The organism is Actinomycetota bacterium, from assembly GCA_040905475.1.
Taxonomy (GTDB): domain Bacteria; phylum Actinomycetota; class AC-67; order AC-67; family AC-67; genus DATFGK01.
Genome location: JBBDRM010000130.1, coordinates 75,492 through 91,036, shown reverse-complemented (window position 1 = coordinate 91,036; position 15,545 = coordinate 75,492). Strand labels below are relative to the sequence as shown.

Below are 15,545 nucleotides of genomic sequence, written 5' to 3'. Positions count from 1 at the left end.
CGGGGTCGTACCTCCGTAAGGGCTACAAGTCGACGACGCGCGACCGTGCGCTCGCCACGATGAACAACGTTCTGTACCACCTCCACCCCACCAAGGTGAAGCGGCACGGCTTGAAGCTGACCTACACCTTCTGCCTCGGCGGCCTTTCGTTCTTCCTGTTCGTCCTGCTGACGATCACCGGCATCTACCTGATGTTCTTCTACCGGCCTGCCGCCGAGATCACGGCGCAGCTCGCGTACAAGGACATGGCCGACCTGTCGCAGGCGATCACGTTCGGGCAGCTGACGCGCAACCTGCATCGGTGGGCCGCGCACTTGATGGTCATCACCGTGTTCCTGCACATGTGCCGGGTCTTCTACCACGGCGCGTACAAGCCGCCCCGGGAGTTCAACTGGGTGATCGGCGTGAACCTGCTCGTGATCACCCTGCTTCTCTCGTTCACCGGCTACTTGTTGCCGTGGGATCAGCTCGCGGTCTGGGCGGTAACGGTCGGCACCAACATGATGGGCTACACGCCCGTGTTCGGAAGACAGGTGAAGTTCGTCTTAGTCGCCGGCGGTGAAGTCGGACCTCCGACGCTGATCCGATGGTATGTGTTACACGTCCTCGCTCTGCCGTTCGTGATCGTCATCCTGATGGCGGTTCACTTCTGGCGGATCCGCAAGGACGGCGGCATCTCGGGACCGCTCTAGGAGACGACGATGGCCGACGAGGGCATCGACCAAGAAGTATTCGACCGAGAGATCGCGGCCGGGAAGCCCGAGCGAGTCGCGCGGGCCTTGGCCAAGTCTGCATTCGTCCGCAAGCAGAAAGCCGCGGCCGCGTCGGCCGCTCCGGCTCCGGCGGGCTATGCGGCCGCGCCCGCAGCAGAGGCGCCGGCCGCCGAAGCTCCGGCCGCACCCGCCGCCGATGCTCCGGCCGTACCCGCCGCCGCGGCACAGCCGGCAGCAGCCGCAGCCGCTCCGGCGGCCGCACCGGCCGCTGCCGCGGTACCTCGGCTCACCCCGGAAGAGCGCGCCGCGCGCGTCGCGGCGGCCACCGGCGTCAAGGTCGGCAACGGCGGCGGCCGAGGCAAAGGCGTCGGCGAGACTCACCGTTTGCTCGCGATGGTGCCGCCCAGCGGGATCCAGCGGGTCGAGAAGCGGCAAGAGGACAAGGTCAACGTCTGGCCGCATCTGCTCGCGGAGGAGTTCCTGGCGCTGCTCGTCGTGATGGCGCTGCTGCTGGTGTTCTCGACCTTCGTCAACGCGCCGTTCCGCGAGCTGGCGAACTTCTCCTTCACTCCGAACCCTTCGAAAGCACCGTGGTACTTCCTCGGCCTTCAGGAATTGCTCCGCTACTTCCATCCGATGGTCGCGGGCGTGACGCTGCCGGGCCTCGGGATCTTCGCGCTGTTCGCGCTCCCCTACGCGGACAAGAACCCGAGCATCCAGCCGGATCGCCGCAAGTTCGCCATCATCGCGTTCACGATGTTCATCATGTTCTGGTCTGTGCTGGTCATCATCGGTTCCTTCTTCCGCGGGCCGGGCTTCAACTTCATCTGGCCCTGGAAGACCGGGCTCTTCTTCGACCTGTGAGGACGTCATGCTCGCACTGAGCGCATGGAACTGGGTCGCCATAGGTTTCGGGATCGCGATCGGACTCGCCGGCGGCGCTCTGATCATGGTGAACCTCTACGCGATCCTTCGCGCCAAGCGCGAGGGGCCGAAGAGTCACCGCCCGCTGGTCGGAAAGCCGAGGCAGCTGTCACGTCGCGGATTCTTCGGCCGGATGCTGGGCCTCGGGTTCGGCATCGCCCTGCTCGACTTCGGCGCTCTTTCGCTCGCGTTCTTGTGGCCGTCGTCGCGCGCAGGGTTCGGCGGAAAGGTGGCGGTTCCGGTCGGGCTTGCAGAGATCAAGGCGCAGATGGCCTCGACGCATCAGCCGTTCTACTTCGCGCCTGGTCGCTTCTACCTCGTGCCCTACGACGTCACAGGGTCGCCGTACGAAACGGCGGGGCTCGTCGCCGGAGGGCTGATGGCGCTGTACCAGCGCTGCGTGCACCTCGGCTGCAAAGTGCCGTTCTGTATCACGTCACAGTGGTTCGAATGCCCGTGCCATGGTTCCAAGTACAACCGCGCCGGCGAGTACCGGCTCGGACCGGCACCTCGGGGCCTCGATCGCTTCCCCCTCACGGTCGAGGGCGACGTCCTGACCGTGGACACGACCTTCGTGATCACCGGCCCGTCACGAGGAACGAACACCACCGGCCAGGAGCGCGAAGGCGCTTTCTGCGCCGAGGTTCGCAGGGAAGTCCACACGGTCTAGACCATGATCGACGGGGGGAGCTTGATACCGCTCGCGCAGGCAGACGATCGGGTAGCAACCGCGATCATCGTCAGCGTCGCGATCCTCGCGTTCTTCGCGTTCATCGTCATCACCGCGCTCGGCGGTCCGCGCACCCGCAAGGGCGAAGTACCCGCCGGGTTCAGGCCCGGCCCCTCGGACGCGGATCTCGAGCGCAAGGTGCTCGACCGCTGGATCGCCTACGGCATGGTCAGCACCGTGTTCATGGCGGTCTTTTTCCCGGTGTACTGGCTTCGCGAGCCCACGCGCCTCGCGAAGAAGGAGACCCAGTTCCTCCGGGAGTCGATCGTTCGCGGCGAGGAGATCTTCGGCCCCGCCACCCCGGACAGCCTCCGCGCTCTCGGCTGCGCCGACTGCCACGGCATCGGCGCGGTGGGTGGTGGAAGGAACTTCACGATCATCGACCGGGAGACCGGCAAGCCGGCGACGGTGATCTACGCCGAACCGCCGCTGCGACTCGCCGTGGCCCGCTACACGGCCGCAGGACGGAACGTCGATGAGATCAAGCTCTTGCTGCGCGACGCGATCCAGCGCGGCCGGCCGGGCACTCCGATGCCGACGTGGGCGCTCGAGTTCGGCGGGCCGCTCAACTCACAGGCGATCGACGACATCATGAATTACCTGATGTCGATCCAGGTCGCTGTTGCGCCGCTCACCGGCGAGCTCAACGGCCAGGAGCTTTTCGACGCGAACTGCGCGGTGTGCCACGGCGCGAACGCGTCTGGTGGGGTTGGACCGAACCTCACCGTCGAGTTCCAGCGAAACACGGAGCAACAGATCTTCGACATCATCAAGAAGGGCAAACTCAATCTGGACCGCCCTTCGATGCCGGCGTGGGGACACCTCGGCGACGATGCGATCCGCGCGCTCGTGAACTTCATCAAGAGCATCCAGGCAGGCGCGGGGGGTTCCGGTGCGTAGCCTGGGCACCCTGATCCCCCTGGCCCTCGAGGGTCAGTGGAGCGGCGCGGCCGCGGTCGCGGTCGTTCTCACCGCTGCCGTGATCTTCATGGGGACGATCTACTACCTTCTCACGACGCTCTTCGGCTGGCGGCGGGCGTTCCACATCTCGATGGTCAGCCTGATGGGGTTCATGATCATCCTGTCGCTCGTGTGGCTCGCCGGCGCGCCGGGGACGGTTCCCGGAACCGGCCCGCGCGGACGTGAGCCGACCTGGATCCCCTTCCTTGCGGACAGCGAGTTCGGGGCGGAGTTCCGCGACCTGACCGAGGAGTTCCCCGAGGGCTGGGATGCTCCCGGGAAGAAGTACTTCGGGAACAGCGACAAGGCGAACACCGGAGCGATCGACGCGGTCGGCGAGATCGACACCGTCAAGGGCATCCTGCTACCGGCGCTAGCCGGATACGGCCAGGAACAAGACTTCCCGTCGGAGGACCCCGCGGACTACGACTTCCGTCTCCCTTCGAAGAGTCCCGCCGATGAGGCGAAGCTCACCGTCGAGGAGCGAGCGATCCCGGTCGCGGAGGTTCGTTTCAAGGACGCCGGCGGCGGCGAGCTGCTCGTCGGGGTCCGGATCCCCGGCGTCAACGGCAAGCATCCGGAGATCACGGCATTCGCGTTCCGCGACAAGGGAGCCATCTTCCTGCCGTCGCTCTACTTCCTTGTGGTATCGATCTTCCTCTTCGCGCTCCACTTGTGGCTGCTGGCCCGCGACGAGATCAAGCAGCGGGCACGAGACGCCGAGACGGCAACCACTCCTACCAAGGTCGGGACCAGCGCATAGCCGGTCTTTCTCAGCCGACCGATCCGCGGAACGCTTCGCCGGCAGCCTCGAGCGTGCGCTCGACGTCCTCCTCGGTGTGCGCCGCGCCGAGGAACCACCCTTCGAAGGCGCTCGGCGGGAGCCAGACGCCATGCCGGAGCATGGCGTTGAAGAACGCCGCGAACCCTACCGTGTCCTGACGTGACGCGGTCTCGAAGTCCGAGACCGGCTCGGCCGTGAAGAACAGCGAGAAGAGCGACCCCTCGCGATTGACGGTCACCGGCACGCCGGCGTCGCGCGCGGTCGCAGCCAAACCGCCGGCCAGCCGTTCGGCGAGGGCTTCGAGCCGCGCGTACGGGGGATCGTCGGCGAGCTCCTGGAGCGCGGCGAGCCCGGCCGCCACGGCGAGCGGGTTTCCCGACAACGTGCCGGCCTGATACACCGGCCCTTCGGGAGCGAGGAACGACATCACGTCGGCTCGACCACCGAACGCGCCGACCGGCAAGCCCCCACCGATGATCTTCCCGAGCGTCGTCAGGTCGGGAACGATCCCGAACCGCTCCTGCGCGCCGCCGGCGCCGACCCGGAAGCCGGTGATGACCTCATCGAAGATCAGCAGCGCGCCGTTCGCTTCGGCCAGCTTGCGCGTGGCTTCCAGGAAGCCCGGCGCGGCGGGGACGACGCCCATGTTCGCCGCCACCGGCTCGACGATAACGGCTGCGATCGCGTCCTTCGCACGGTCGAACGCCGTCTCGACCGCGGCCGTGTCGTTGAACGGCACGACGAGGGTGTCGGACGCTTGCGCCCGGGTCACCCCGGGCGAGTCCGGGAGCCCGAACGTGGCGACGCCGGACCCGGCGCGCGCGAGCAGCCCGTCGGCGTGTCCGTGGTAGCACCCGGAGAACTTGATCACCTTCGGCCGGCCGGTGAAACCGCGTGCCAGACGAACGGCGCTCATGGTGGCTTCGGTCCCGCTAGAGACGAGCCGCACCTTCTCGATGCTCGGGACCGCCGCGCTCAGCCGCTCGGCAAGCTCCACCTCCCCCGGCGTGGGCGCCCCGAACGACGACCCCCGCTCGACGGCATCCTTCACGGCCGCAACCACTCGCGGGTGCGCGTGCCCGAGGATCATCGCCCCCCACGACTGCACGTAGTCGACGTATGTGTTGCCGTCGACGTCGGTGACGGAGGCGCCCCGTCCGCGAATTAGGAACGGGGGCACGCCTCCGACGGCGCGATACGCGCGGACCGGTGAGTTCACGCCGCCGGGGATGACACGGCGCGCGCGGTCGAACAGGTCTTCGGAACGGGTCACGCGGTTAAGCGTAGCGGGAGAACGCCCGGCTACGCGTGGCCGTCGCGCCCTCCACGTCCACCGCGCGTGAACCGATAGGTCGCGTAGGCGATCAACGGCACAGAGACCACGGCGATGCGAACGGCGTTCCGACCCTCATCGCGAAGACAGTCGAGCGACGGCTCGTTGCAGACGGCGCCCATGATCCCGGCGACGAGTGCCGCAAAGGCCAACGAAAGGAACACGACGGCGGCGAGCTTGCGCGCGCGAGGTGTCCAGCGAGCCTCGCTCCGTGTCACGGATTCAGGCGTCGGCGCCTGCCGGTGCGAGATAGAAATCGTTGTCGTAGAGATCGGCGATCCGGCTGAGGTCGTCGTCGGTGAGGTCCGGGGCTCCGGACGCGTCCGCGAACTCAACCAGCTGGGCATCGTCATAGATGTTCGGAAGCACCGTCACGACCAGGGGATCCGCCAGCAGCCATTTGAGCGCGGCCTGACCGATGGTCATACCTCGGTCATCCGTCAGGAAACCGAGTTTTTCGAGCTTCCGTAGCCCGTTAACGAGCCATTCGCGCTTGCGATGCGAGCGGTGGTCGTTCTCGTCGAACGTGGTGTCCTTGGTGTACTTCCCCTCCAGCAACCCGCTGGAGTGCGGAACCCGGACCATCACGCCGACGTCACGTTTGCGTGCTTCGTCGATGAACTCACGACCGGGGTCCTGCTCGAGCAGGTTGTGGATGATGAACAGCGCGTCGAGGTGACGGTTCTCGATCCCCCATACGCCCTCGTCGCGCCAACCGATCGCGGGACCGAGCGCGATCCCGTATGCGCGCACCTTCCCCTCGCCCTTCAGGTTCTCCAGCAGATCCCACACCTCGTCGCGCCGGAGGTGGTCCATGCGCGGGTTGTGGAGTTGTAGCAGATCGATCCGATCCGTCTCGAGACGGCGCAACGAGGCCTCGACCGAGCGCCGAACCACGGCCGGGTCCAGGTTGTGCGGCCTTTCTTGGTGTCCTTCCGGCTTCCATTCCATCTCGGTGTCGTAGCCGACCTTGGTCGAGTAGACGACTTCATCTCGATGGTCTCGGAGCGCCTCGGCGATGATCGTTTCGCCGCGGCCGTCCGCGCCGTATGTCGGCGCCGTGTCGAAGAACGTGATGCCGTGCTCGAGCGCCTTGCGGATCAGCGCGGTCGCTTGGTCGTCGGTGTAGTCGCCCCACCATCCGGCGGTGACGGTCCACGCACCGAAGCCGATCTCGGAAGCGGTGATGTCGGTTCCAGGGAACGTTCGGTAGCGCATGCTCAGTAGTCTCCGTTCTTGAGGATGGCCGCTGCTTCCTTCGCCAGATAGGTGAGGACGATGTCCGCGCCGGCGCGGCGGATCGCGGTGAGCGACTCGACGATCGCGCGGCGCTCGTCCAGCCAGCCGCGTTCGGCTGCCGCCTTGAGCATCGCGTACTCGCCGGAGACGTGAAAGGCGGCCACCGGCACGCGCGTCGCATCGCGCACCGCCCGCACCACGTCCAGGTACGGGAGTGCCGGCTTCACCATGACGATGTCGGCACCCTCCTCCACGTCGGCGAGGGCCTCCCGAACGGCTTCATCGGCGTTGGGCGGATCCATCTGATACGCGGCCCGATCGCCGAACCGCGGCGCGCACTCGGCCGCCTCTCGGAACGGACCGTAGAAGGCGCTGGCGAACTTCGCCGCGTACGCCATGATCGGGGTCTCCGCGAACCCGGCGATGTCGAGCGCGTCCCGGATCGCGGCCACCTGTCCGTCCATCATCCCGCTCGGCGCGACGATGTGCGCGCCCGCGGCGGCCTGGCTCGCCGCGATCGAGCGGTACCGTTCGACGGTCGCGTCGTTGTCGACACGGCCGTCTTGGGTCAGGACGCCGCAGTGGCCGTGATCGGTGTACTCGTCGAGGCAAAGATCCGCGATCAGCACGACGTCGTCACCGACGTCCGAGCGCAGCTCGCGCAGCGAGCGTTGAACGATCCCGTCCTCGCGATCGGCCCCCGAGCCTCGCCCGTCCTTCTCCGCGGGAACACCGAACAGAACCACGGCCGGTATCCCGAGGGCGGCGATCTCCGAGACCTCTTTGCGGAGCGACTCGAGGGTGTGTTGGGACTGACCCGGCATCGACTCGATGGGCTGTGGGTCGGCGATGCCTTCCTTGACGAAAAGGGGCGCGACGAGGTCGTTCACGCCGAGCGTCGTCTCGCGGACCAGACGGCGAAGCGCCGGCGTGGCGCGCAGGCGCCGCGAACGAGCGATCGGGAATCGGGGCATCGCCATCAGGGTATCGCGGTAGGCTCCCGGCCACCATGCGGCAGCTCACCGGACCCCTCGCACGCAGAGAATTTCGCCTGTACTTCCTCGGAAACGTGTCGTCGAACGTGGGGACGTGGCTCGCGAACGTCGCGCTCGGCGTCTACATGCTGGACCTCACGGGATCATCGCTTTGGGTGGGCCTGACGAACGCCGCGCTCTTCGTTCCCGTTCTGCTGTTCGCGATCCCTGCGGGTGCCTGGGCCGACCGGACGGACCGCCTTCGCCTCCTGGCCGGTGCACAGATCCTGGCCGGGTCGCTCGCCGGCGTGCTCGCGATCCTGGTCGCGCTGAACGCCGCGAACCGTTACGCCGTCGTCGCGATCGCCTTCGGCCTCGGCATCACGATCGCGATCGGGCTCCCGGCGATGCAGTCCGTCATCCCTTCACTCGTCCCGCAAGACGAGCTGGCCGAGGCGATCGGATTGAACGCGCTCACCTTCAACCTCGCGCGCGCCGTGGGTCCCGTCCTGGCGGCGGTGACCATCGCCGGCGCGGGCGTCGGGCTCGCGTTCGCGGTCAACGCATTCTCGTACATCGCGCTGATCGCGGTGCTCGTGATGATCGGCCGCCCACCCTATCTGCGCGAGCGGGACGGCGAACCGGGTCGCATCCGCGACGGGCTCGTCTACGCGTGGCGGCACAAGCGGACGCGAACGATGCTTCTTGCCGTCATGGCGATGGCGATGTCTCTCGACCCGATCCTCACGCTCTCACCGGCGCTCGCCGACGTGTACGGGCTCCCCGAGGGAGGCGCCGGCTGGATCGTGTCCGCGTGGGGCGGCGGCGCGGTGCTCGCGATCACGCTCGGGCGCACGTGGATCCGTTACGCGACGAAGCACGGCCTCGGTTGGGCGGGCTTGATCGCGCAAGCCGCCGGTCTCGGTGCGCTAGGAGTTGCACCGAACATCGCGGCCGCGATCCCGGCGAGCGTGCTGACCGGCGCGGGCTACATCACGGCCGCGATCGCCTTCACGACCGCGATCCAGGAGGACGTACCGGAGCGGTTGCGCGGCCGGGTGATGGCCCTATGGTCGGTGAGCTTCCTCGGGCCGCGAGTCCTCGCCGCCGTCATCGATGGGGCGCTTGCCGATGCGTTCAACCCGCATGTCGCCGTCGTGGTGTTGACGATCCCGGCGCTCGTCGCCGCCTTCTTCGTCCGACGGATGACTCCACCCCGCACGGACGAGCCGGTGGCTCCGGCAGCCTGATCCTGCCTCAGCGCCGGCGCTTCGCGAAGGCGCGCGCTGCGGCGGCGGCGAGGCCCGGGATCGTGTGCTCGCGGGCGACGACGTCCACGCGCAGACCGGCCTGTTTGGCGGCGCGCGCGGTCACCGGCCCGATACACGCGACCAGCACGCGGCGAGGCGGCTTCCCGTGGAGCAGGCCCATGAACGCGCGAACGGTCCCGCCGCTCGCGAACGTCAGGATGTCGATCTCGCCGGCGAGCACCGCCCGCCGCACCGGCGGATCCAAGCGAGCGACCCGCCGCAGCCGGTAGACGGTGACCCGTTCGGGCGTCCAACCCTTCGCGCGAAGCGCCTCTCCGAGGCCGGGCTCCGTCTTGTCGGCTCGTGCGAGCAGCACGCGGCCCGCCCCACGGGGGAACGCTTTTCCGATCGCCTCGGTCGTGAACGTCGGCGGAACGAGGTCGGGCTCGATGCCGAAGGCGCGCAACGTCGCCGCCGTACCCGTCCCCACCCCGGCCACCCGTGCGCGTCCGAACGCTCGAGCGTCGAGCCGCGCCGCGCGCAGCCGCGCGAAGAAGAACCGCACGCCGTTCGCGCTGGTGAAGACGACCCACGAGTACGCGCCGTCGGCGAGCTTCCGGGCGGAACGGTCGACGGCCGCCCAGGATCGCGGCGGCTCGACCTTGATCGCCGGCGCCTCGATCACCTCGGCGCCGAGCTCGCGCAGCACGCCGGACAGCTCGCCGGCTTGCTCGCGGGTACGGGTGACCAGCACGCGCGCGCCGGAAAGCGGACGAGTGTCCCAGCCGCCGAGCAGCTCGCGCAACCGCACGACGTCGCCGACCACGGTGATCGCGGGCGGCTCGATCCGCGCACGCCTCGCGGCCGTCGCGATGCGCGACAGCGGCGCGGTGACCGTCCGCTGCGAGGGCAGCGTCGCCGACGCGATCACGGCCGCCGGCGTCGAGCGCGGCTTCCCCGCGGCGATAAACGCCTTCGAGACGTCCGCGAGCCGCTCGACGCCCATAAGCAGAACGGCGGTGTCGGCGCGCGCGAGCGCCTCCCAGTCCAGGCGCGACCCCGCCTTGCCCGGGGCTTCGTGCGCGGTCGCGATCGCGACCGACGCCGCCCAGTCGCGGTGCGTCACCGGGATCCCGGCGGCGGCAGGCCCGGCCGTCGCCGAGGTGACGCCGGGAACGACCTCGGACGGGACGCCGGCCTTCGCGAGTGCCTCGGCCTCCTCGCCGCCCCGGCCGAACACGAATGGGTCGCCGCCTTTGAGACGGACGACGGACGCACCCGCGCGGGCCTTGGACACGAGGAGCCGGTTGATCTGCGCCTGGGTCATCGCGTGCTTGCGCGCGCTCTTTCCGGCGAAGATCCGCTCGGCTGCTCGTGGGGCATGATCCAACAGCGCCGGGGACACGCCGAGCCGGTCGTACACCACCACGTCGGCCGAGCGAAGCGCGGCGAGCCCTCGAACGGTAATCAATCCCGGATCGCCGGGCCCGGCGCCGACCAGGTAGACCGTCCCGGGGATCCGCGGGGATCTCTTCCGGCTCACGCCTCCGCCTCGAGCGAGGCGATGATCTCTGCCGCGCCGGCGGCGCGCATCCGGTCCGCGAGCGCTTCGCCGACGGACGCCGGGTCCGTTCCACGGACCTCGTCGCGGATGATGCGCGAACCGTCGAGCGTTCCGACCAGCCCGCGCAGCCGGATCTCGTTCCCGTCGAGTGTGGCAAGGGCGCCGAGCGGAACGTTGCACGATCCGCCGAGCGCCAGCAAGAACGTGCGCTCCGCCTCGAACGCGCGGCGCGCGAGCGGATCCTCGATCTTGGAGAGCGCCTCGCGCATGTCCTTGTCGCCGGCCCGGCACTCGACCGCGAGCGCCCCCTGTCCCGGAGCGGGAAGCATCACCGACGTCGGAAGCACCTCCGCGACGCGCCCGTCCTTGCCCAGGCGCTTGAGACCGGCGAGTGCGACGACGAGCGCCTGCACCTCGCCCGCCGAGAGCTTACGTAAGCGGGTGTCGACGTTCCCCCTGATCGACGTGGGAACCAGCCCCTTGCCGAGCGCGAGCAGCTGAACGCTTCGGCGAAGGGACGATGTTCCGACCGTCGTTCCCGGGGCGAGCTTCGCGAGCCCTCCACCGTGCCGGGTGATCAACGCGTCCCGCGGATCCTCACGGGGCGGGATCGCGGCGAGCACCAGACCTTCCGGGGTTGTTGCCGGGAGATCTTTGGCGCTGTGCACCGCGAGGTCGATCCTCGCGGTGGCGAGCGCCTCTTGGATATCTGCGGTGAACAAGCCCTTGCCGCCGATCGCCGGAAGCGGTCCCTGATGCGTGTCGCCGCTCGTGGTGATCGGCACGAGCTCGAAATTGCGGTGCGAGATCACCTGGGAGATGGCCTTGCGAACGTTCTCTGCCTGCGCGAGCGCAAGCGCGCTCCCTCTCGTCCCTACGCGCAGCACGCTTCGCGGCATCCGCGGGGAACCCTACCGCTCGATATCCGGCAGGTCGAAAAGGTCTCGAAGCGCGCGCGCGAGCGCCTCTCCGTCTGCCGTCCCGGCAGCCAGCTTCACCGCGGTGACCGGCCCGTGGAAGAGCTTCGCCACGATGGAGCGGGCGAGTGCCTCGACGGCCTCGCGCTCGGCGTCGCTCAAGCGAGCCAGCCGGCCCATCGCGCGCTTGACCTCGCGGTCGCGCACTTGCTCACCGCGCGCCTGCAGCGCTTCGAGGAGCGGGGCGAGATGATGCGATCGCTGCCACCGCGTGAAACGTGGCACTTCCTCCTCGATGATGTCGCGCACGCGACCGACTTCACGTAGCTGGTCGGGCCCGGGCGCGAGCGCTTCGCGGAGATCGTCGAGATCGCGGACGACGACGCCGTCGATCTCGGCGACGGACGGTTCCACGTCGCGCGGCACGGCGAGATCGAGAAACACGAGCGGCCGGTCGACGCGGGTCGCGAAGGCCCCGGCGACGAGCTCGCGCGTGATCACCGGCTGGGAGCTTCCGGTCGATGAGAGCACGAGGTCGGCGCGCGCCAGCCCTTCGTCCAACGACGTCATCGGCAGCTCCTCCCCGCCGATCCGATCTGCGAGCGCCTTCGCGCGTGAGGTGGTGCGGTTCGCCACGAGAACCGTCGCCCCCTCGCGCGCCATGCGTCGCGCGGCGACGTCGCTCATCTTCCCGGCGCCGACGACCAGCACCGTCTTCCCGTCGAGCGTGCCGAGAGCCTCGCGCGCAAGATCCGCCCCGGCTCCGGCGTAGGTCTTGACCGATCTCCCGATCCCGGTCTCCGAGCGGGCGCGACGGCCGACACGGATGGCCTGACGGAAGAGCGCCGAGAGGACCGGACCCGCTGCGCCTTCCTCGCCGGCGACCCGGTAGGACTCGCGCACCTGGGACAAGATCTGCGGCTCGCCCACCACCATGGAGTCGATGCCGCTCGCAACCGAGAACAGATGCGAAACCGCGTCCTCCTCGTAGTGCGAGACGAGCAACGCGCCGAACTCCTCGGCCGGCACGTGGTGGAACTCGGCGAGGAAGCGGCGAAGCTCGGCGAGCCCGGCGTGGAACCCGCTCACGAGTGCGTAGACCTCGGTCCGGTTGCAGGTCGAAAGGATGACCCCTTCGCGCACATGCTCGGCGGAAACGAGCTGATGCAACCCCTTGAGCAACCCGGACTGGTCGAAGGCGAAGCGCTCCAGCAACTCGACCGGCGCCTTGCGGTACGTGAGGCCTACGACCAGGACCGACACGCTTCTTCCCCCCGGATTAGTCCGTCCCGAGCAACAGTGCCGTGGCCCGCTCGCGGGCTCGCTCGATCTCCCCCGAGCGAACGAGGTCCATCACGTCGGAGTCGATCACTCGGTACCAAGCCTTCGCACGCTCATCCTGGTCACCTGGAACCTTCACTTGCTCACGCAACTGCGCGGTCAGCTCGAGAAAGCGAGCGTACTCGTCGCCGAACTCCTGCTCCAAGCGCTCGCGGATCCGCACCGCCAGGGCCGGCGCGGCGCCGCCGGTCGAGATCGCGACGACGAGGTCCCCGCGGCGGACGATCGATGGAGCGATGAACGTGCAGAGTGCCGTGTTGTCGACGACGTTGACGGGGATCCCCGCTTCGGTCGCGTCGGCGTACACACTCCGGTTGACCTCCTCGTCGTCGGTGGAGGCCACGACCACGACCGCACCCGCAAGATCCCCTCGCGCGTAGCGGCGCCCGACGAGCTCCAACTCGCCGCTTTCGGCGAGATCGCGGAGCGCCGGCGTGACGGTGTCGGCTATCAGACGAACCTTGGCCCCGGCATCGCGGAGCGTGCGGACCTTGCGTTCTGCGATCCGCCCGCCGCCGATGACGACCGCGAGGCGGCCTTCGAGGAGGAGGATGGCCGGGTATCCGGTGGTCATGGACGCGTGGACTTCGCGGCGCTCCCGGTCAATCGCTTGCCGCGCCGGAGGCCCTCCAGCGCCGACTTCCGCTGCTCGTAGAAGGAGAGGATCTGAAGTTCGATCGACAGGTCCACTTTTCGCAACGAGACGTCGTCGGGAACCTGGATGACGGCGGGGGCGAAGTTGAGGATGCTCTTCACCCCGGCGGCCGCGAGGCGGTCGGCCGCATCCTGCGCGGCCGGCGCCGGGGTCGCCACGACTCCGATGGAAACCTGGCGCTCCTTGGCGATCCGCTCGAGATCCTCGAAATCTTCGATCGCCAGCTCGCCGACCTGCTCGCCGATCTTTCGCTCGTCGGCATCGATCAGCGCCACCACGCGGAACCCGCGTGCCGAGAATCCCTTGTAGTTGGCCAGCGCATGACCCAGGTTTCCGACGCCGACGATCATCACGTTCCAGTCCTGGGTCAGGCCGAGCTCGCGAGAGATCTGGTAGATGAGGTACTCGACGTCGTACCCGACGCCGCGCGTACCGTAGGACCCGAGGTAGGAGAGGTCTTTGCGCACCTTGGCCGAGTTCACGCCGGCCGCGAGCGCCAGGGACTCGCTCGACACGGTGTGGGTGCCCCGCTCGGTCATCTCGACCAGGCTGCGGAGGTACAGCGGAAGGCGGGCGACCGTGGCTTCAGGGATCGCGCGCTCTCTCATCGGGGCTCTCCCAGCTATCCCGAACAGGGCCGAAATCGGGCCACCTGCAACCGGATTGTAGATGCTTGTGAGCACATTCTCAAATGGAATCCGGCCGATGACCACCGCTGACCTGGGAAAACATAAGGGGAGGGATCGATCCCCTCCCCTTACTCCGTGCGGCTCTACTCGAAGTCGGGGATCGTGCCGCCCCACTTCAAAGCGATCTCTCCGATCGTCGCTGCGAGCGGCGACTGAGAGAGGTGCTCGAGGCCCTTCCCGTCGGCGAGGGCGCCATTCGACGCGGCCCCGGTGCCCCCGGCAAGCGTGAACTTCCCGAATATCGCGACTACCTCGGGGATGCCGGCATCGATCGCTTCCGCCACCGCGTCATCGACGTTCGCTTCAGGGACCGAGAACTCGAAGGCGAAAACGTCTTCCAGCGAGATCGAGAACCATTGACCGGATCCGCCCGCCCCGATGGCCCCCTGGGCCGATCGGTTGGCCACGATGCATTCATGCGCGAACGCGGCGGTCGCAGGTAGAACGAGCATGGCGCCGGTCAGCGCGAGCGTCGTGAGTAGCTTCTTTCCCATCGGTTTCCCCCTTGTCGTGCGGTCGCCCAAGGCTACCGAAGGTGGGCAAGTCAAGCGGAGGGTGCTGCCTCTACCTCTGCGGGTGTGCTGTTATCCCGAGTCGTCGCCGGAGGTCGGGCACCGTGATCTCACCCTCCCCGACCACGACGCCATCCGCCTCCAGAACCGGGGTGCGCAACCGGTAGGGGTGGTCGTCCGGCACCTCGATCTCCTCATACGACACGCCGAGCTCGGCGAGCGCATCGCGGGCGTGTTCGCACAGGCCGCAGTTCTCGCTCGAATACAGCACGATCGGGCCGGCCGCCGTCCGGGTTGCTCGGGTCGCCATCCGGAACCCGAGGAACATCACGACCACGCCGACCGCCAGCGCTATCGAGAATGCCGAGCCGCGCCCGACCCTGGTGAGCGCGGTACTCCCGACCGCGACGATCGTTACGCCCGCCGCGATGAGACGGTTCGCGCGGGCGCGCTCGAGGCCGATCCGGCGGGCGGCGCGCTTGGTTGAGGTACCGAGGGTGATCAGCAGGACGACGATGTACGCCGAGATGGAATAGATGGACGCCAGCCTGGGCACCGACTGGTCGGCCCACGTGTCTTTGCCGCGAGGGATCTGCTCGGTCGCGAGCGCCGACCCGACCGTCGACGTGCTCGCGACCCTCGCCGCGGCGTACACGGTGGCGGCCAGCACGAGGACCAGCGCCAGTGCCGAGAGCGCACGCTTGCCCAGGAGCGCGAGGCTTCCGAGCGCGAGGTACGGCACATTCAGGAGCGCACCGAACAGGTAGTAGATCCGGTACAGCGTTGGGTCCCACCCCCCGCTGATCCCTCCGGCTACCGCCAGCGAGGCGAGCGCGTACATCGTCAGTGCGATCCCCCACGCCAGGTGCGGCAGCCGTTTCCGTCCGGCGTACCGGCGCAGAAGCTGGATGGCGAAGATCGACGAGACGAGGGCTGCAAGGGCGGGGAAAACGATCACGT

General features: G+C 68.4%; 17 protein-coding genes. 6 read left to right on the top strand and 11 right to left on the bottom strand.

Going from position 1 to position 15,545, the window contains the following annotated elements; genetic code table 11:
- From extP to WEB06_15830, 5 genes are all read left to right on the top strand, one after another.
- Window positions 1–692 (top strand): selenite/tellurite reduction operon b-type cytochrome ExtP (extP, locus tag WEB06_15850; GenBank protein ID MEX2557087.1); only part of this gene is annotated, 692 nt, incomplete at its 5' end.
- 9 nt (window positions 693–701) lie between these two features.
- Window positions 702–1,577, top strand: a complete 876-nt coding sequence (locus WEB06_15845; protein ID MEX2557086.1) for a menaquinol-cytochrome c reductase cytochrome b subunit — start codon at window positions 702–704, stop codon at window positions 1,575–1,577.
- A gap of 7 nt (window positions 1,578–1,584) precedes the next feature.
- Window positions 1,585–2,307: a Rieske 2Fe-2S domain-containing protein gene (locus WEB06_15840; GenBank protein ID MEX2557085.1), complete on the top strand. Its 723-nt coding sequence runs from the start codon at window positions 1,585–1,587 to the stop codon at window positions 2,305–2,307.
- A 3-nt stretch (window positions 2,308–2,310) separates the two neighbouring features.
- Window positions 2,311–3,267, top strand: coding sequence for a c-type cytochrome (locus WEB06_15835; protein ID MEX2557084.1), 957 nt, complete (start codon window positions 2,311–2,313; stop codon window positions 3,265–3,267).
- On the top strand, window positions 3,260–4,090 hold the full coding sequence (locus WEB06_15830) for a hypothetical protein (protein MEX2557083.1): 831 nt from the start codon (window positions 3,260–3,262) through the stop codon (window positions 4,088–4,090). The genes WEB06_15835 and WEB06_15830 overlap by 8 nt, the downstream gene beginning before the upstream one ends.
- Window positions 4,091–4,100: 10 nt before the next feature.
- On the opposite strand, the gene hemL is transcribed toward WEB06_15830, so the two are convergent.
- From hemL to hemB, 4 genes are read right to left on the bottom strand one after another with little or no spacing between them, the layout of a single operon-like run.
- On the bottom strand, window positions 4,101–5,384 hold the full coding sequence (gene hemL, locus WEB06_15825; GenBank protein ID MEX2557082.1) for a glutamate-1-semialdehyde 2,1-aminomutase: 1,284 nt from the start codon (window positions 5,382–5,384) through the stop codon (window positions 4,101–4,103).
- A gap of 29 nt (window positions 5,385–5,413) precedes the next feature.
- Entirely contained in the window at window positions 5,414–5,662 is a 249-nt protein-coding gene (locus WEB06_15820) for a hypothetical protein (protein ID MEX2557081.1), read from the bottom strand.
- Between the two features lie 4 nt (window positions 5,663–5,666).
- Window positions 5,667–6,662: an aldo/keto reductase gene (locus WEB06_15815; protein ID MEX2557080.1), complete on the bottom strand. Its 996-nt coding sequence runs from the start codon at window positions 6,660–6,662 to the stop codon at window positions 5,667–5,669.
- Between the two features lie 2 nt (window positions 6,663–6,664).
- A complete protein-coding gene (hemB, locus tag WEB06_15810) occupies window positions 6,665–7,657 on the bottom strand; it encodes a porphobilinogen synthase (protein MEX2557079.1) in 993 nt (330 codons plus the stop codon).
- A 35-nt stretch (window positions 7,658–7,692) separates the two neighbouring features.
- On the opposite strand from hemB, the gene WEB06_15805 reads away from it, so the two are divergent.
- Window positions 7,693–8,907 (top strand): MFS transporter, encoded by a 1,215-nt coding sequence (locus tag WEB06_15805; protein ID MEX2557078.1) that lies wholly within the window; start codon window positions 7,693–7,695, stop codon window positions 8,905–8,907.
- A gap of 7 nt (window positions 8,908–8,914) precedes the next feature.
- Here the strand turns inward: WEB06_15805 and cobA are convergent, their stop codons facing one another.
- The 7 genes from cobA to WEB06_15770 form a co-directional block, all read right to left on the bottom strand.
- Window positions 8,915–10,450: a uroporphyrinogen-III C-methyltransferase gene (gene cobA / locus WEB06_15800; protein ID MEX2557077.1), complete on the bottom strand. Its 1,536-nt coding sequence runs from the start codon at window positions 10,448–10,450 to the stop codon at window positions 8,915–8,917.
- A complete protein-coding gene (hemC, locus tag WEB06_15795; GenBank protein MEX2557076.1) occupies window positions 10,447–11,370 on the bottom strand; it encodes a hydroxymethylbilane synthase in 924 nt (307 codons plus the stop codon). The genes cobA and hemC overlap by 4 nt, the downstream gene beginning before the upstream one ends.
- A 12-nt stretch (window positions 11,371–11,382) precedes the next feature.
- Window positions 11,383–12,651 (bottom strand): glutamyl-tRNA reductase, encoded by a 1,269-nt coding sequence (locus tag WEB06_15790; GenBank protein ID MEX2557075.1) that lies wholly within the window; start codon window positions 12,649–12,651, stop codon window positions 11,383–11,385.
- Window positions 12,652–12,667: 16 nt separating this feature from the next.
- On the bottom strand, window positions 12,668–13,303 hold the full coding sequence (locus tag WEB06_15785; GenBank protein ID MEX2557074.1) for a bifunctional precorrin-2 dehydrogenase/sirohydrochlorin ferrochelatase: 636 nt from the start codon (window positions 13,301–13,303) through the stop codon (window positions 12,668–12,670).
- Window positions 13,300–13,992, bottom strand: a complete 693-nt coding sequence (locus tag WEB06_15780; GenBank protein MEX2557073.1) for a redox-sensing transcriptional repressor Rex — start codon at window positions 13,990–13,992, stop codon at window positions 13,300–13,302. Before WEB06_15780 ends, WEB06_15785 begins: the two co-directional genes overlap by 4 nt.
- 164 nt (window positions 13,993–14,156) lie before the next feature.
- Window positions 14,157–14,567 (bottom strand): hypothetical protein, encoded by a 411-nt coding sequence (locus WEB06_15775; protein MEX2557072.1) that lies wholly within the window; start codon window positions 14,565–14,567, stop codon window positions 14,157–14,159.
- A gap of 70 nt (window positions 14,568–14,637) precedes the next feature.
- Window positions 14,638–15,543, bottom strand: a complete 906-nt coding sequence (locus WEB06_15770) for a glutaredoxin domain-containing protein (protein MEX2557071.1) — start codon at window positions 15,541–15,543, stop codon at window positions 14,638–14,640.
- Window positions 15,544–15,545: the final 2 nt, after the last annotated feature.